This is a genomic window from Edaphobacter sp. FHG110511_03 (assembly GCF_059115365.1).
This window is the reverse complement of record NZ_JBZYWL010000004.1, coordinates 582,010-600,107: the sequence shown is the minus strand read 5'-3', so window position 1 is coordinate 600,107 and position 18,098 is coordinate 582,010. Positions and strand designations below refer to the sequence as shown.

General features: G+C 57.6%; 9 protein-coding genes. 8 read left to right on the top strand and 1 reads right to left on the bottom strand.

What is annotated here, in order from left to right; all coding sequences use genetic code 11:
* Positions 1-340 precede the first annotated feature (340 nt).
* From AC5S26_RS19345 to AC5S26_RS19310, 8 genes are all read left to right on the top strand, one after another.
* Positions 341-3,652: a TonB-dependent receptor gene (locus tag AC5S26_RS19345; RefSeq protein ID WP_494186562.1), complete on the top strand. Its 3,312-nt coding sequence runs from the start codon at positions 341-343 to the stop codon at positions 3,650-3,652.
* 245 nt (positions 3,653-3,897) lie between these two features.
* A complete protein-coding gene (locus AC5S26_RS19340; RefSeq protein ID WP_494186561.1) occupies positions 3,898-4,434 on the top strand; it encodes a carboxymuconolactone decarboxylase family protein in 537 nt (178 codons plus the stop codon).
* A gap of 8 nt (positions 4,435-4,442) precedes the next feature.
* Positions 4,443-5,441, top strand: coding sequence for a 4Fe-4S dicluster domain-containing protein (locus tag AC5S26_RS19335; protein WP_494186560.1), 999 nt, complete (start codon positions 4,443-4,445; stop codon positions 5,439-5,441).
* Positions 5,438-6,709, top strand: coding sequence for an MFS transporter (locus AC5S26_RS19330; RefSeq protein ID WP_494186559.1), 1,272 nt, complete (start codon positions 5,438-5,440; stop codon positions 6,707-6,709). Before AC5S26_RS19335 ends, AC5S26_RS19330 begins: the two co-directional genes overlap by 4 nt.
* A gap of 786 nt (positions 6,710-7,495) precedes the next feature.
* Complete coding sequence (locus AC5S26_RS19325) at positions 7,496-11,050, top strand: hypothetical protein (protein WP_494186558.1); 3,555 nt, start codon at positions 7,496-7,498, stop codon at positions 11,048-11,050.
* A gap of 16 nt (positions 11,051-11,066) precedes the next feature.
* Positions 11,067-12,041, top strand: coding sequence for a hypothetical protein (locus AC5S26_RS19320; RefSeq protein WP_494186557.1), 975 nt, complete (start codon positions 11,067-11,069; stop codon positions 12,039-12,041).
* A gap of 10 nt (positions 12,042-12,051) precedes the next feature.
* Complete coding sequence (locus AC5S26_RS19315; protein WP_494186556.1) at positions 12,052-13,377, top strand: IPT/TIG domain-containing protein; 1,326 nt, start codon at positions 12,052-12,054, stop codon at positions 13,375-13,377.
* Positions 13,378-13,724: 347 nt separating this feature from the next.
* Positions 13,725-16,622 carry a glycoside hydrolase family 38 N-terminal domain-containing protein gene (locus AC5S26_RS19310; RefSeq protein WP_494186555.1) on the top strand — a complete coding sequence of 966 codons (2,898 nt, stop codon included), beginning with the start codon at positions 13,725-13,727 and terminating at the stop codon, positions 16,620-16,622.
* A 68-nt stretch (positions 16,623-16,690) separates the two neighbouring features.
* On the opposite strand, the gene AC5S26_RS19305 is transcribed toward AC5S26_RS19310, so the two are convergent.
* Positions 16,691-17,992, bottom strand: coding sequence for a M23 family metallopeptidase (locus tag AC5S26_RS19305; protein WP_494186554.1), 1,302 nt, complete (start codon positions 17,990-17,992; stop codon positions 16,691-16,693).
* Positions 17,993-18,098 lie beyond the last annotated feature (106 nt).

The following is an 18,098-nucleotide window of genomic DNA, read 5'->3' as shown; positions in this document are numbered from 1 at the left end:
TTCGGACGAGATCGAGCAGTCTTGCGCAATCATGCAAGGCCGATTGAGGTGAGACTCCACCCAAGGGTTGAGAGATATTTCCATCGATCGATGCAAGACAGAGCAGAGACTTCACTGTACCGTTCATCCGTGCACCCGGCCAACTAATTTCTCTCCTCTAAACGTATGTGTCCCATGTACTGATGTCTTCCACCAGGATTCTCTAATTTATGGATCTTTTGACGATGGGGAACGTGTTTGACGCACGGTGTTGCTACGGTCCATTTCAACAGAGGGTCACGCGAACTAGCAGCGTCACTCTGTCTGCAGTCTCAAGTCTTATAGGCGGCTCGAAACCAACATGAAAATCGTTTGCCATGTACTGGCATTTGTATTGCTCACTTGCCTAAGCTTGTCTGCTCAGCAGATCACGGCAAACATTCGCGGGACAGTTACAGACCCGACCGGCGCCGTTGTTGTGGGTGCAGCGGTGACGGCACAGCGGACGGAGACAGGCTTGTCGCGAATGGCAACCACCGATCGCAACGGTAACTACGTTCTTTTAGAACTCCCGGTCGGACACTACCGATTGCAGGTCGTAGCGAGAAGTTTCCAGGAATACGTACAGGATGGCATTACGCTCAACGTGAACGAAACGGCCTCGGTCTCGCCACATCTTGCGGTCGGATCAGAAAAGCAGCAGGTACTGGTGCGCGCCGATGCCGAGATGATTGAGCCAACCGTTACGAGCATGGGTAAGGTAGTCCAACAGCGCGAGTTGGAGAATTTACCGCTGAACGGGCGCAACTTCTCGCAACTTGGCCTCTTGCAGCCCGGAGTTGTGCCCTTGACTCCCGGGATAGCCGAAGCCGGCGGATCGCTGAGAAGCGGACAGGCATATGCAGTCAATGGCCAGCGACCGGAATCGAACAACTTCCTGATCGACGGTGCGAACAATTTCAACGGAGTCGACGGCGGATTTATCCTCAAGCCGCCGGTAGACGCGATTACTGAGTTCCGCATCATCACGCATAGCGCCAATGCCGAATTCGGAGGTGCACTAGGGTCGACAACGAACATCATTACGCGGTCGGGCACAAACCAAGTCCATGGAACGCTATGGGAGTTCCTGCGCAACGACGTATTGGACGCGAACAATTATTTCGCACAGACGAAGGAGCCGCTAAAGCAGAACCAGTTTGGCGCCTCTATCGGCGCGCCCATTAAGAAGGACAAAACCTTCGTCTTCGGCTTCTATGAAGGCTTCCGCAATCGCCAAGGAGAGACAACGCTCACCACCGTCCCTTCGCTCAAACAGCGTACTGGCGATTTTTCCGAACTCTGTCCGGAGGGCTTCACGCAAGGCTTCTGTACAAATCCAGCACACCAGCTTTTTAACGTCTTCGCCAATGCGCCGTACCCGAATAACCAGGTGCCACAGCAGCAAATCAATTCAATCTCCCGGAACCTGCTGAGCTTCTTTCCGCTTCCGAACGCAGGTACCAATCTGTTCTCCACGACCCAAACCTTAAGACTTGATAGCGATCAGTTCGGCATTAAGGTCGATCATTACCTCACTCCGCGCGACACGCTGAGCTTCCGTTACATGTTTTACCAACTCTCCCAGATCGACCCGCTATCAGCCGGCGGTGCGAGCGTGCCGGGTTTCCCAGTGGGCATAGACCAACGCGCGCAGAACTTTGTCGCGCAAGAGACGCACACCTTTTCGCCAAACGTCATCCTAGTGGCGCGGTTCTCATTTCTTCGCAACAAATTTCTCTTCGGTGAGCGCGAAAACAATCAGCCGCCTTCAGACCTCGGATTCAACTACAAGCCGAGTCTCGATGTCGCCACCGGACCACCGTTTATCCAGGTAAACGGCTATACCACGGTTGGTGATCCGATCACCGATCCGCGCAACACTTACGAGAACGTTTACGATTACTCCGGATTTCTGAGTTGGGTACACGGCAAGCATGAGTTCAAATTCGGCGGCGGATATCAGCATCAAAAGATCAATGTACTGCAGGGCATCGCGACGAATGGTTTCTTTGTCTTTGCGCCGTTTCCCGTAACAGACGCCTTCGCCAGCTTCCTCACGGGCCAGGCGGTCGTCTTTTTGCAGGGTATAGGCGACTTCTCGCGGGGAATTCCCGGCAACAATGCGAACTGGTACGTGCAGGACACCTATAAGGTCACGCGGCGATTCACAGTTAATGCTGGGGTGCGTTATGAATTGCCCAAACCATACACCGAAATTCACAACCGGCTAACGTTGTTCGATCCCGGGAAGAAGTCCCAGGTGATGCCGAATGCCCCAGCCGGACTACTGTATCCCGGCGATCCAGGAGTGCCGGCAGGCTTAATTCCTACCGAGACGAAGGCATTTGCACCGCGCATCGGTGTCGCGTGGGACCCTAACGGTAAAGGCAAATTCCTGGTCACATCGTCGTACAGTATCTTCTATGAGCCGTATTACACGGGACAGGGCGGCCCTTTGCAGGCGCCGATCAGTGCGCCTCCATTCCTGGGAACACCGCAGGTGAGCCTGCCGAACTTTGCAGATCCGTTTAACGGCAAGCCTCCGGCTCCGGGGACTTTCTCCACGCCACTGACGAACCTCACTCTATCTCCAACGCTGAAACTTCCTTATACGCAGGATTGGGATCTCAATCTGCAGAGTTCCTTTGGCCCCGATATGTTGTTCGAGATCGGATACGTCGGCACGAAGGGCACGCGGCTGCCGCGCTTTATCGAAGCGAACCCTGCGGTGTTCGTTCCTGGAACTGTAGGCGGGCAGCCGATTTCGAATTCCAGCAATGCCGATCAACGTCGCCTGTATTCCGGCTGCACACTCGCTGATCCGCCGAGCAGTTGCCAGTATTCGTCGACCGGTGAGATCGCGAGCATCGCTAGTTCGTCGTACAACGCGTTGCAAGCATCGCTGCGCAAACGGTTCAGCCACGGTCTATCTTTCCTCGTCTCGTATACGTGGTCGAAGGCCGTTGATGATGTTTCGTCGTTCAACATAACCGGATCGGCAGCGAAGCCAGTCGCAGGCGAAAACGATCTCGCCCAGAATCCGTTCAATCTGGCGGCAGAACGTGGGCTGTCCCTGTTCGATGCGCGTAACCGATTCGTTGGAAGCTACGAATGGGCGCTTCCTTTCTGGAATGACGGGGCGAACTGGTACCGGCGGGCGTTCGGCGGATGGCATTTGAATGGCATTGGCACGCTGATGAGCGGCACACCGTTTACCGTCTTCGACTCGAATGACGTTGCCGCACAAGGCAGCGCGCCGGAGATCACCGGATTCTCCGCGCAGCGACCGAACCTCATCGGCAATCCCAACAACGGGCCGCGTACGGTTGGCGCATGGCTCAACGCCAGCGCTTTCCAGCGGCTCGATCCAGTAGCGAATGCAGGACAGTTTGGCACGGAAAGGCGAAACGTAAATTTCGGGCCGGGATATGCCAACTGGGACTTCGGTGCGCTCAAAAATTTCAAGTTTACGGAATCGAAGCAGTTGCAATTCCGCGCAGAACTGTTTGACATACTGAACCGCACGAACTTCCGGTTGCCCGACAGCGATATCAGTTCGCCTACGTTCAATCACATCCTTGCGGCGCAGGCTCCCCGCCAGGTTCAGTTTGCATTGAAGTTCATGTATTAGGGGGACCCGATGAAGACAAATGGGATGAGAGCAGAAAACGGCTTTGTCGTAGAACAGCTGATCAAATATGAGATCACGTCTCAGACGACTGAGGGTATCGCGCTGGTTCCGACGACTCGCGGACGTTCCAACTCGCCAGGCGGTTGGGGTTCTGGGATATGAGTTCAGAATTTCCATCCGATGTTGCGCTGATAGAGGCACGTGTATGGCGTCGAGCAGCACCATCTTCCACGAATCTGCCTCTGATGGATGAACACACAGCAAATGACGAGGTCCGTGCATTGTTCGCGCAATACCGCGAACGTTTTGCTCGCACAGATCTTCCCGGGATTGTGCTGTGCTTTGCCACTAATTCGGTGCTGCTGAGAGGCATGTTAGAAATGGCTGGAAGCTTCTTGTTCGGCGAAAGCCTCCTGTGCCGCCGGCACAAGGAGATGATTGCCACCTATATCTCGCGACAGAACGCATGCCCCTACTGTGCAGACAGTCACGGCGCCTTGCTTGGAGCGCAGGGAGGATCGCCTGAAATGATTTTTGCTCTGCAACACGGTGATCTCAATGATCGACTGTTCACAAGCGCGGAATTGGCTCTGCTAAAGTTCGCTGGCAAAGTAAACACAAACTCGCCGGCTGTTACCCGCGCGGATGTGGAAGCAACAACGCAAGCCGGCTGGACGGAAGCGCAAGTTTCCGAAGCGGTACACATCGCAGCACTCTTCGCCGCATTCAACCGCATCGCCAACGGCTTTGGACTTCCTTCTCCTTATCCTGACAGTTTGTGAGACCGGTTATGACTGAACCCTCTAATTCGCGGCGGCCAAAGCGCGGTACATGGACTCCACAACCAGAAACACTCTCGCTCCTACGCTCCTCCGGCAACGAAATCAATGGCGTTGGCGAGACCACGCCCCGCCGACCCTCTCCCTTTTTCTGGCACCCGCCGGATCAGCATCCGTGGGGCGAACTGCAGCTCCTGGCGCGCAAGAACTCTCGCAAATGCCCCGGATCGACAGAGGCGTTTCAAGGGGCCTACACCTATCCTGAATTAATTCCTATTGCTGATACGCGCAATGAATCGTCGCCTCAGAAACTAGCTGAAGCGGCCAAGAGCTTCGCGCTTACTCATGAAGCGGACGACATTGGGATCGCGGTCATGGAGCCTCTCTACGTATTCGCGGGCTACACCATCCATCAACCCTGGGTCATCGTCCTTGCTCTCGCTCATGACTACGAGCGCCTCCGCGAAGTTCCTTCCGATGAAACCAATGGTATAGGTGTCTGCGATGTGGGAGATCAATATGCCAGAGGTACACGGTCTTCTTATGCCTTGGCAAACTGGATTCGTTCGCAGGGCTATCACGCTGATCCGTATCCCGGTCCGATGGCTGGTGCGCTGCTACTCATTCCACCGGCAATTGCCGCAGGACTCGGCGAACTCGGCAAGCACGGATCGCTCATCAGCCCACGCTTCGGTGCCGGTGTCCGGCTCGCCGGTGTAACCACCGACATGCCGCTCGTTTCCAGCAAGCCCATACATTTCGGCGCCGATGAGTTCTGCGCAAGCTGCCAGATTTGTACACAATCGTGTCCACCTGACGCAATCGCACCGGACAAACAAATGGTGCGCGGGGTCAAGCGGTGGTACGTCGACTTCGACAAATGCATTCCCTATTTCGTCGAAGCTGCATCATGCGGTATCTGCATTGCAGAATGCCCCTGGACACGGCCTTCTGTGCGTCCAAAACTGCTCAACACGATGGCTCAAAGAATCGGTAAAGAACGAAAATGAATGCTCACCCTGTAAACCAAGAGAGCTCGATTCGATATCCCGGATGGGGTGTACTCGCAGCCGCATTCACCGGCGTGATGGTGAGCTTTGCTCCAATCGTTCCATACACTTTCAGTTTGTTCCTCGATCCGTTGCATGCCGCCTTTGGCTGGAAGCGGGAAGCGATGGGCGGTGCATTCGCACTAGCCGCCATTACCGTCGCACTTGTTTCACCTCTGATCGGCATTTTGCTCGACCGCTTTCCCCCGCGTCGTATTATCCTCCCCGGGATTCTGGTTTTCGCTGTCGGGCTCGCCGCACTCAGCAGACTGACGCCGAATATCGTTCAGTTCTATGCGACATTTTTTGTAATCGGTTTGGTCGCCAATGCTACCGCGCAGTTTGCGTATACGCGCACAATTCTTACCTGGTTCACGGCCCACAGAGGAATCGCCCTCGCATTGTTGCTCACCGGAAGCGGCGTCGGCTCCATCGTGATTCCGCCGCTCACGCAGTGGATGATCCTGCATCACGGATGGCGCAGCGGATTTCTGCTCTTGGGCGGCATAGCGACTCTAGGCTTTCCTCTTACTGCTTTGCTGGTCCGCAACCGACCGGAGGCCGCAATCGTTCGTTCTGAACACCATGCCGACACCGGAATGACGGTTCCAGCAGCATTGCGAACAGCGGCGTTCTGGATACTCGCATTCATCACTATCCTCTCCGCCTTTAGCGAAAATGGCCTGGTGACCAACCTTGCTTCTATCCTTACTCAGCATGGTGTACTTGCTGCCACTGCTGCTCTCGCACTGTCGGTTCGCGGAGCAGCAGGAATCATTGGCCGACTCGGGGTTGGCTTTGCAATCGATCGCGTTTCTCCAGAACGTATTCAATCTCTTGTTCTCGCCCTCGTCGCGGCAGGCATGCTGATTCTCGCTTTCGCGGGTTCGGCCTGGTCGGCGCTTTTGGGTGCGGCGATCCTTGGTATCGGCCTGGGCAGCGAGGCCGATGTCGGCCCTTACCTGCTTGCGCGTTATTTCGGACGCAAGCATTTCTCTGTGCTATACGGTCTTACCTGGACTGCGTATGCCATCGGCGGCGCTACCGGCCCCCTTTGGATTGGTCACCTCTATGATCGCGCTGGCGCTTATCTGCCGCGATTCATTGTCTATCTTGCGGCAGTGGCATTTGGAGCAGTGGTTCTCAGCTTCTTCCTGAAAACCGACGAAAAGACCATCCAGTCTAAGCAGGAAATAACCGTAAACGCGGGAGTGCCGCTCGAAGACTAGCAACTGAAACGATCCACTTAATTCTCGGGTTGCGATGCCGCCTCATGTGGGCCGCTTTCAGCGGACCGACGTTTCAAAATCCGTTCATGCAACCGCTGCAGCGGCTGAGGTCGTCTGGTGCAATGGTCGATAAACTTCTCCCCGGTATCCAGAGAGGATGGAGAACAACTGCCAGCTTCCGCGCAACGCTAGCGATAGTCCAACGTCTCAGATCACGATGATGAGAAGCCTGTTGTCGGTATCTATTTCATTATGCAAAGCTCGATGAGTGACTCGCCCTGATGTCAACAATTGACAATTCCATCCGAAGACGGATTACTTCCGACAAACCGACTTATCATTACTGATCTTGAGTATTCGTTCGAAATTGATCGACGGTCACGTCCTAGTCCTGACCGAGACGAATGCCGCCGAACGTATAGAGGTCATCGAGGGATTCTGGCAAGAAAATGAAGCAACAACCCTCAATCTGAACAGCAGCCACGTGCTTGTGCTCGGTAAGCCTGCAGCCTCATAGGCCAGCTGGGTGACTTACGTAAACAGTTCGTCAATCGTGACTGGTGGAGCGAATTATCGTTGCATTGTTACCTTCGTCATGTTAAGTTTGGCACCTCCATAGTCCTAGTGGTTTCAGCTTGGCGAGCAGAGAGGACAGTTTCGTCCTTGGCCCTACCGAGAGGAGCCCAAAGTGTAGCGCTGTGAAGCTGGCCTCTGTCTCTTGTCGCATCTCTTTTGCTTTCTTCTGCCCGGTCAATCGAGTGATGCAAGATCCTAGGAGGCTTTCTCGTGGCGACATCTAAACGAGCTCCGTCGTCCACCGGTACAGCGGCAACCGCTGCGAAAACAGCGGCCACTGCGGCAAACGTGCCCGACGCAGTGGTAACTGCCCCGGCAATCAATCTGCAGCGCGTCGTTAAGTCGGTCGATCCCCTCGGCCAGGCGGGCGCGGAGCTGGAGAAGACTTTAACTCCGTTGCGCGCGACGGCGGTGACGAAGATCTTCACCGGCTTTGACCAGGTTCATCGCAGCTTGATCAACATTGGGGCCCTTCTGCAGCGCCAGCCGCTGCCGGCGGTGTTGCTGGGGATCGTGCAGCAGCCCGGCGGTAGCCCGGCCATTGGGGTGCAGGTCGAGCTGTTCCCGACCGCCCTGGGCGCTACAGGCGATCCGGTCTGGGCGCTTACTGACAGCACAGGTCACTTTCAGCTCCAATCGCCGCCGGGCCTGCTTATTCCGGCTGCCGGCTTGCCACTCACCGTTCAGGGCGCGACGGTTCGCGTCGACGTGACGGTGGCAGCGAATCTGATCGCCTCGAACGGGGCGCTCGGCGTCATCACGCTGCCGCAGCCGGTTTCCCCCATGCCGCAGAGCATTATCGCGTCGCTGGCCAACATCGCCGGCGGCCTTTCGGGCGGCGGGCAGCCCGCGCCGCCACCGCCAGCCGCAGCCGTTCCCACCGTCACGCTGGGCGAGGACAATGGTTGCCAGCTCACCTACAATGGCCAGGCTGCGATCGACCGTTTTCCTTATGGGGTGTTCTTTCGTCTGGTCGCGCCGCAGTTAAGTATCTTTCAGGCGTTTCACCGCACCCGCTTTGGCGGCATTGAAATTCCTTTGCCAATCTACGCAAACCAGGCCGAAGGCGTACCCGGCACATCATCTTATGCCGACCGGGTTCCGGTGGAGCAACCTCTTGGGGTCGACGGTTTTCGCGACCAGATCATGGGCCTGGGCGCCGGCGGAACCTTCGTCAGTGACGAGACCGTGCCGATGGCCGCAACGCTCGGTCTTGGATATGTCTTGAGGCTGGCGCAGCGCTGGACCTTCCAGGGTCTGGCCTTAGGCGATCTGGTTTACTCGTTGCCGCTTGCTCCGGGCGAACAGCAGCAGATGGCAGTGTTCGAGCGTACAGACACCGCGTCGGTCTTCGAGAGCGAAACCCTTTCGGAGAGTCAGGCGCAGCAGCAACTCGCGCTCGCAGACACCTCGACCAACGCCACCTTCAATTCGGCTTTCAATGAAGCCGCGAGCGGCGGCAGCAGCTTTTCGACACACTCCGAAACTTCGAGCTGGGGCGTGAACTTCCTGGTGGCTGCCGGCGGCGGCGGCAGCTCCGATTCCAACGGCATTTCAACTTCGTGGATGCAGGGCCAGAGGGACGCGGCCGAAAACGCCGCCCAGACGACGCATTCGGCCGCAGAAAACCAGGCCAGCGCCCGGCGCAGCGCCGCTCGAACCGGCATGCGTCTGGCCAGCTCCAGTGAGAGTGAACAGGTCACCACCAAGACGATCACCAACCACAACCACCTGCATGCTCTCACCATGCAGTACTGGGAGGTGCAGCGGCTCTACGACGTACGCGCCGTGGTCGAAGATCTCGAGTTTGTCTGCCTGGTGCCGATGCAGGTCGTCCGCTTCATGCCGCCAGGACAGCCGCTCACCGTCGGCAACCCAGCCGCGCTCACTGCCTCACGCCAGGCGGTCCTCAACCGCTATGCGGCTATCATCAAGCACATCGACGTGCTCGCCACCGCGTTACCGCGCGCCTTCCAGAAGGGACTGACGACCCTGCGCCAGTTCGCTGGCGATCCCTCGGCCCAGGTCGAGCCGTTCGGCGGAGCGGCGCAGGATGTGATCCAGTTCACACTTCTGGGCACCTTCGTCCCCGGCGAGGAGGTGTGGATCAACGCCGTGACCGCGATGGGCACCCGCGTCGGTCCGGCGAAGCTCGCTCCTGCGGGCGGCGCCTTCAACCTGCCCGACAATACGTATCAAAGCGAGGATGACGTTCTGGGGGCTCTGAGATTGCAGCGCCTCGTGCAGAGGAAATTCGGTGGCGCTCTGGCTCTGCCGCCAACGCTGGACAGGACCCAGATCGTAGGTTTTGAGATAACCCGGGCCTTCCGTCAGATCGACTACACGCTTGCTTCACCCGCGCTGCAAAATCTACAGAAGATCAACGACACGTTCGGGGGAACAGCGGCCGACTGGCTGGCGGACTTCTTCGCGGCCCAGGGTCCGGCCTTGAGTGTCCCTCCGGTCACCCTGCATCTCAACCCCTCGCTGCTCGAACGCGAGCTGGGCGGGCCGATGGTCTTCCAGTTCACTGCCAAGATTGAGGAGTTCGACGCCTCGGGAAATCCGGTCCCGACGGGTAACGGTGAAACCTACGCGAACGACAATCTGTTTGGCGTCACCCTACCCCCAACTCCCTATCCGGTGCCGGCTCTGCAGTTGGCTCCGATGCTGCGCTACAACGAGATCCTCACCATCGAAACGATGGCCCAGCACGTGGTCCGTAACACCACCCGTTACTCGAAAGCGGTGTGGGCGTCGCTGAACGATGAGGAACGGGCGATCCTGTTGGATCAGTACACCATCGGCGTGCCGCCAAACGGAATCACCGATGCTTCGCAGATGATCCCGCTCCTCGACTGCGTGCAGAACAAGGTGCTCGGATTCTTCGGCAACTCAATGATCCTGCCGTTCTCGATCCCTCAATCCGTGACGGACGCCATCAACCAGCAGCAGGCCAATGCGAACCAGCCGCCGGTGAACGGGGCGGCGGCTGGTCAGGCGGCGCAGGCGCCGGCGTTCGACCCGGTACAGATCAAGCAGTCGCTCTTGGCTTATCAACAGCAGAGCTTCGTTTCGCCGCAATCGATCATCGCCCTGCCAACACATGGCGTTCTGGGCGAAGCAGTGCTTGGCCACTGCCCGTCGGGCGAGAAGCTCGACCTGACAAGGTTCTGGAACTGGCAGGACAGCCCCTCGGATTCGGCACCGGCGATCTCCCCGGTCACACTGCCGACGACGACGCCTTCGATCGCCAGCACACTCACCGCTCCCAATTCGCTCGGCCAATTGCCCAGCCTCATCAACAATGTGCTGACCGCGCCCAGCCCCGACACCACTCTCCTCAAGGCCATGGGTCAGGCTGCCGCCAGCCAGAAGGACTTCGACACCGCGCTCACAGGGCAGACCCAGCTTGCGGGGTTGCTCACCAACGCCCAGAATGTCTCCAATTCGGCCAGGGCCGACGCGCTCAAGGCGGCGACCGACCTGCAATCTCAGGCCATGGCGACGGTGGGCAACATCGTAGGCGGAATCTATGGCGGCAATCCCACCGCCGGATCGAGCGCCGCCTCCGCGGTCAAGGGCGGCGGCTCGGCCAGCAAGCCCGCAGCCAAGGACAAGGCGGCGGAGGATAAGAAATCCACCACCGATAAATCTAAGGCTAAAACCAACACCGGCGATAAATCCAAAGACAAATCCAACGCCACTGATGACACCACGGATACATCCGACGCCGCAGATGCCGGCGACGTGATGGACGTCTAATTAAGGAGATTGCGCAATGGCCAACACCACTCCCGCCAATCCCAACGCCTCGATTGAGGGCCAGGCACTACAGACGCTTCTCAACGTCTTAACTGCCTCGCAGTCGCCGGATATGCAGCAGGCCCAGGCCTTCCTGCTCCGGCGCCTGGCGTTGGAAGGCGACGTCGTGCCCTCGCGGCTTCCAGCGCCGATGAACATCAGCGAAATGGGCGGCTATATTAACCTGCTGGGGACGCTCGGCATGACCGACGCCCGCAGCCAGATGCTGGCCAGCGCGCTCGGCATCGCCGGCCCCTCGCCTGCACTCGGCACCTTGGGCGAACAGCCGCCGATCGCCTGGCTCACCCTGCCCAACGATCGGCCGATCGGCCCGCAGCAGGGCTCAATCTCCTTGAGTCTCCAGGTTCGCGCTGACTTTGCCCCGGCCTTGCAGGCGGCGATACAGGCGCTTCATGACCAGGGCTGCGCCTTGCCCCTGCTCTCACCCCTCCAGGTGCTGCCGCCGGGCACCGCCGCGGCGCCGACCGATCTGCTGCCCCTCATCGGCCGTACGATATGGCTTGCCCCCGGTCAAGCGCTAGTCAACCCCGACACCGATCCGCTGGCTGTGGCGCAATTGGCCGCCGGGTCTTGGCAACCGGTAAGTCGAGTCGCCAGTGCCGGACCGATACCTGTAGCGCCGCAAGCGTGGAGTGCGCAGACCTGCAGCGCCTCAGCCTGCACAGTCTCACCGCCGCCGGCCTCCGGAAGGGCCTATGTTCCATTGAGCCCGGTGCTGGCCAACGCTGGCTTCGTCCAAACCGCTCCCGGCGTCCCGCCGGCCAACGCCCTCGACTACATCTGGTCCCGGTTCGACAACCGGACCGGCCTCGTCCAGAATGTGACGACCTTTGGCGCCGAGTTGGCGTTGCTATGGCCGCAGGCGGTGATCGCCGCTTCGTCGGTAGTCAACCTGCTCGGCCGGGTCTGGAACGGCACGACCTTCGCCTAGGAGACCGCAAGTGGCCGTCCCTCAGATCATCAGCTTCGAACCACCGGCGAGCGGCACTGCAGGCGGACAGATCGTCAGCATCTTCGGAAACGGTCTCGACAGCGTGACGTCGGTGAGTTTTGGGGTGCAGCCGGCGCTGGTCTTTTCGGCCTACCCGGTGGCCGGCAACCCGGCCTATAACTCGCGAATCGATGCTGTCGCCCCGCCGGGCGAGGGCACTGCCGTCATCAGCGTCAGCGGCCCCGGGGGCTCAACGAACACCGCGCAGGGCAGTTTCGCCTGGGGCGATCCGGCAACTGGCCCGGTGGTGAGCGGTGTTTCTCCTCTTAGCGGCGGAGCCGGAACGGCAGTAACGATCCAAGGCAGCGGTTTCTCTGGTGCAGTGGCAGTGGATTTCGGGACAACGGCAGCGGCGGACTTCGAGGTCCTGGCCGACAGCAAGATCGTGGCATGGGCCCCGGCAGGGGTAATCGTAGGGCTGGTTGACATTACGGTGACCGCCCCCGGCGGCTCTTCGGCCGCCTCCATCGCCGACCAGTTTACCTACCTTCCGCTCAAGGCACCCAAGCCAGCGCCGTTATCCATTAGCCCGAACTACGGCTCCACTGCTGGTGGCACCTTCGTCACCCTGCTAGGCTCGGGCTTCAGCAACGCCACGTCGGTGACCTTCGGCGGTCAGGCGGCGCAGTTCGATGTACTGTCGGACGGGAAGATCCTCGCATCCTCCCCGCCGGCGCCGGGAGGAACAGCGCAGGCTGTGGACGTCATCATCACAACCCCGATCGGAGTCTCCACCGCCGTTCCAGGCGATGGCTTCACCTACACCGTACTGCCCGCAGTGAGCCAACTGACGCCGTCCGAAGCGCCCTATCTGGGCGGAACTTCCGTGGTCATCGCCGGGTCCGGCTTTTCGGGCGCAGATCAGATCCTCTTCGGTGTGACACCCGCCGTCTTTCAGGTCTGGTCCGATGGCGTGGTCACCGCGACTGCGCCTCCGGGAATCGGGACCGTCAACGTCGCAGTCCGGACCACTCGCGGCTTCTCCGCAGCCGGTCCTGGGAGCCAGTTCGTCTACGCGTCGATTCCAGCGGTAGCGCAATTGACGCCACAGAGTGGGCCGGCGGCGGGTGGCACCAGCGTGGTCATCCACGGTCAGGGCTTCACCGGAGCAACGACGGTGGCCTTCGGAGGCATGGTCGCCCCCGCGTTCACGGTCGATTCCGACATCCAAATCACCGCTATCTCGCCCCCCGGTTCGGGAGTGGTCGATGTCACCGTGACCACCAGCGGAGGTATCTCGCCGGTGACGGTGGTGGATCGATTTAGCTACCTCTGATAATCAGCTAATCAGCTTCTAACGCAATTTTGTTGATCATCAGCTCGGCCATCACTCATCAGTCCTAATAAACGCTCTTCCCGCCATTGATCTATCTGGGTTGACGCGAAATCGCCAATGCACTCAATAAGCGATTAGTCCGTTCTTGAAGGGCATCCGCTACGCGAATTTCAGAGTTCTACTTTCTGAAGGCCAAAGCCCTCCACCTCGAGCCAATCTGGCAAAACAGCAACAATTGCAAGTGCAGTTTGCATTGAAGTTAGTATTTTAGGCATAAACCTAAGGAGGAGCGCTGGCTTCGACGCTCCTCCTTCGTATATTCCAGAGTCGACTCTGAGGGCGCAAAGATGAAACGTCGAGATCTCTTGAAAAGCCTCACCATGGCTGCGGGTGGAGCTCTGTTATCGCATGAGTCCGCCGCTCAGGCGGATAAACAAGCAACTGCGAAGAATCCATCCATCATTCCCATCCGCGGCTTGCTGCGAAAAGACGGGAAACTGGTTCAGCCGATCCAAGTCACTATCGAAAAACCTGGCGACACTGTAACGGCGGTGACGAAGCTCGATGGCATCGAGATCGATCGCCGCAACCTTCCCGCAGGCACCACCTCATTCGAGATATACGTAACGCCGGTAACATCCAACCAACGGTCAACGATCATCGCCAATTTGGGCGGAAAAGAAGTCCGAGAAGAAATCGAACTGAAACCGGTACGGCAGATGCAAATCTATGTGCTGCCGCATTCCCATCATGACCTCGGGTATACCGATCTGCAAGCTGATGTCGAAGCGAAGCAGATCCACAACATCACACGCGGCATCGAGCTTGCACGTAAGACGAAAGACTATCCCGAAGGAGCGATGTTCGTCTGGAACCTTGAGGTTCTTTGGGGCGCCGATCTCTACATGAAGCGCGGATCTGAGAGTGATAGACGAGAACTCATCGATGCAGTGCAAAAAGGATGGATCGGGATAAACGGCTCCTACGCAAACGAACTTACGGGGCTCTGTCGCCCTGAGGAACTCTTGCAGTTGTTCCACTACTCTGGACAACTGGGTAAGACATGCGGAGTGAAGGTGAATTCGGCAATGATGAGCGACGTCCCTGGTTTTTCCTGGGGTACAGTGACTGCCATGTCGCAAGCGGGAATCCGCTATTTTTCGGCTGCGCCCAACTACTTCGATCGCATCGGCACATTCATGGTGTCCTGGCAGGACAAGCCCTTCTGGTGGGTCTCGCCATCAGGCAAAGAAAAGATTCTCTTCTGGGTCCCTTGGACAGGGTATGCCCTCTCTCACGTTATGAAGCTCGGTTCTGAGCTCGTCGCGAAATACCAGGACCGCATGGACGAGGTTCAGTATCCATATGATGTCTCTTATATACGTTGGTCGGGCCACGGCGACAACGCGGAGCCGGACCCCGAGTTGAGTGATTGGATTCGTGATTGGAATCAGAAGTACGAATGGCCTCGCTTCTCCATAGCCACTACTAGTACAGCATTCTCCGCCTTTGAGAAGCGTTACGGGAACCAGCTACCGCAGTATCGCGAAGACCTGACGCCTTACTGGGAAGATGGTGCAGGCTCCTCAGCACTTGAGACGCGGATGAGCCGTAATACGGCAGATCGGATCAACCAAGCCGAAGCTCTGCGAGCCATGACGAACAAAGCCGACTACGAGGTTGCAGAGTACGCCGAGGCATGGCGAAATGTGTTGCTCTACTCCGAACATACCTGGGGTGCGTGGAACAGTGTTTCTGATTCAGAGAATCCTTTCGTCAAGAAACAATGGGATGTAAAGCGCGCCTTCGCGGTGGATGCCGAGCGCCTTTCCCAGAAATTGATTGAGAAGTCTGTCGGTCTAACAAGCGAGACCTCACGTGGGGAGCAGATTGAGATATTCAACAGCTCTTCGTGGGTTCGCAGCGAAGTTGTTTATGTCCCTCAGCAACTATCGCAGGCGGGAGATCACGTCAGTGGTCACGATGGCAAGCCGCTGCCGTCGCAGAGGCTTGCATCCGGAGAGTTAGCGGTACTTGTGTCGCAGATGTCTGCTTTCTCCACTTCGCGATATACCTTTTCGAAGCAAGCAGCTCATCATCCTTCTAAGCCAGCGTCTTTTAAGAATAACGTTCTTGATAACGGCATTGTCCACGCCAAGATTGATCCCGCAACCGGTGACATCACCGAACTGCGCCTCCAGTCTGTCGCCCACAATCTGGTCAAGACAGATGGACCGTACGGGGCGAACCAATTCCTCTTCCTTGCGGGCCAGGATGTCGATCATTTTCAATCCAGCGGCGCAGCGAAGATCACAATCGAAGAAAACGGCCCACTTGTGGTGTCCGTTCTTGTCGAATCCTCCGCTCCGACCTGCAAGAGCCTCAGCCGGCGCATTCGGCTGGTAGCCGGAGCCGACTATCTCGAGCTAGCAAACACCGTCGATAAACTTCCCGCCGCGTTGAACCCGCATCCCGGTTCAGGCGGCCCCGGAGACGAGTTCGCGCAACGTGGGTCGAAAGAGAGTATCCAGTTCGCATACCCTCTTGCAGTAACAGATGGCAAAATGCGAGTGGATATCGCACTCGGCAACATGCAGCCAGAGATCGACCAACTTCCCGGATCGTGCAAGAACTGGCTCCCGGTCGGGCGCTGGGTCGACATCTCGAACGATGAAGTCGGTGTCACTTGGGTCACCCAGGACGCTCCGCTTATTGAAGTCGGAGAGATCAGCGCAACGATGCTCGGCTCGCAACGTAACCCAAACGTATGGCGGAAGCGCATCGAGCCGACCCAGACGTTCTTCTCATGGGCGATGAACAATCATTGGGGAACGAACTATCGCGCATATCAGGAAGGCCCGGTTACGTTTCGTTACGCGCTGCGGCCGCATTCGCGCTATGACGCCGCGGCAGCCACTAGACTTGCCATCGGTTTATCCGAGCCACTCCAAGCTCGGGCGGTCAGCCCCTCAGTAAAACCAATCGACTCATGCTTGAGCGTTGAGCCGTCGGACGTACTTGCGTTGACGTTCAAACCGAGCGAAGATCGAGCCGCTTGGATCGTGAGACTTTTTGGCGCTTCTGGAGAGAGAAGGACAGCTAAGCTCAAGTGGTTACATTCAGGTGAAGCGAAATTATGGCTGAGTAATCTTGCGGAAGAGAAGCTGGAACCAATTGGAAGTGAGTTCGAGCTCGCCGGCTGGGATCTTCTTACAATTCGAGTTGAAGAAATGCATTCAAGATAGTCCTCAAGCAGACGTTGATCGGGCCAGTCCCACTCGCCTACCCGAAGTTCTCTGATCTTGCTCTAGAATCATTTACTAAAATTAGGCAAATCCACTCGGCGAACAACATGGTCCTGAATCCAATGTGCATCCCACCACTCTTTGGGATCGATCTGAACGCCGTCGAGCTGCATGGCGAAGTGTATGTGGTCTCCGCCGGCCATTCCGGTCATGCCACTCAATCCCATGATCTGTGACCGTTTGACCATGTCGCCTTCGTGCACATCGATCCGGCTTAGGTGGCCGTAGATCGTCTGCAGGCCGTACCCATGGTCCACGACAATGCAATTGCCATAGATGCCGAGGGGAGCAGCCCAAATAACGCGGCCATCGTTTGAGGCCTCGACTCCGATATGTTGCGTGACAGCGAGATCGTAACCGAGGTGAACCTGCTGGTCGATCTTCTTGCCCTGGTAGATATAGCTGCGCACATCAGCGAAGGTTGCCTCGGCTTGAGAATGGGATTGACGCGTGAAGGGCAGGTGCCAGAGAAATCGATCGGCGGTCTTCAAACGCAGGTCGGCCAAGGTCTTGTTATTGGCTTGGCGCATCTCAGAGTTGATCTTGACGAAGCGTTTGATGGGATCACCAGTTCCATTAGGATCGAGTTCGCCCAGCACCTTCTGCATAAATTGGTCCGAGACCTGAATCTCGTGCTGGGTATAGACCGGTTGCTCTTTTTTCGGGAAGACGACGGTTAGGGGTGTCGTCACGTCATTTCCCGCAGCGTTCGAAGCGTAAGCCAACGGTGTGGTACCGGGAGGCATGTTCCAAGCAAATGCGAACAGAGAGAAGAGACCGGGCTTGCCGCCCGGCATCGCCCATGCACGAAAGGTTTGGTTCCCTACCCTGACGCCGGCGGATGTATAGGATCCAGAGACATTCATCGTGGCCAAATCGGCCATACCGAGATACAGGTAGTGCTGGTCTGAATCCGCGCTGATGGTAGGCGGTTGGGTGACTACGTTGACTTCACGCTCCCAGCGGGTAGTGCTATGAAACAACCCGCCTGATGTGGCCTCAACGATCAACCTTGCCGGACCATCGTGTAACTGGGGTGTTGTCTTGATACCGACATTGAAGTTAAACGTGCTGTCCACGCTTTTGGAGGGGGAAGAAGTCTGCCAGGAGGGATACTGTGTTCCGTTCTGCGTTAATGTGACGGCAACCTTGCTGACGCCATGGGGATCGTGGACATGGACGGTCACTGGTGTGGCCTGTCCTATGGAGGTCAGATTTGGAGCCACATCCAATGTGGGCTTACCACAGCCGGTCAGACCAAGAACCATAGGCAACAACAGAAGATTAGTAGCAAGGATGGGGGTTCGCACAAACCGATTCTAGTCCATCGTATTCCTGCTTCATCTGGGCATTTGTGTGCCTCTATTGGTTCCTTTTGGCCGCTGGATTCATGTTATTGGCTCTCTCAGCGCCCAC

What these genes read in the sequence shown, in the direction of transcription:
- AC5S26_RS19340 (WP_494186561.1), top strand. Translation starts at nt 3,898, where the DNA reads ATGGATGAACACACAGCAAATGACGAGGTCCGTGCATTGTTCGCGCAA.
- AC5S26_RS19345 (WP_494186562.1), top strand. Translation starts at nt 341, where the DNA reads ATGAAAATCGTTTGCCATGTACTGGCATTTGTATTGCTCACTTGCCTA.
- AC5S26_RS19335 (WP_494186560.1), top strand. Translation starts at nt 4,443, where the DNA reads ATGACTGAACCCTCTAATTCGCGGCGGCCAAAGCGCGGTACATGGACT.
- AC5S26_RS19330 (WP_494186559.1), top strand. Translation starts at nt 5,438, where the DNA reads ATGAATGCTCACCCTGTAAACCAAGAGAGCTCGATTCGATATCCCGGA.
- AC5S26_RS19310 (WP_494186555.1), top strand. Translation starts at nt 13,725, where the DNA reads ATGAAACGTCGAGATCTCTTGAAAAGCCTCACCATGGCTGCGGGTGGA.
- AC5S26_RS19320 (WP_494186557.1), top strand. Translation starts at nt 11,067, where the DNA reads ATGGCCAACACCACTCCCGCCAATCCCAACGCCTCGATTGAGGGCCAG.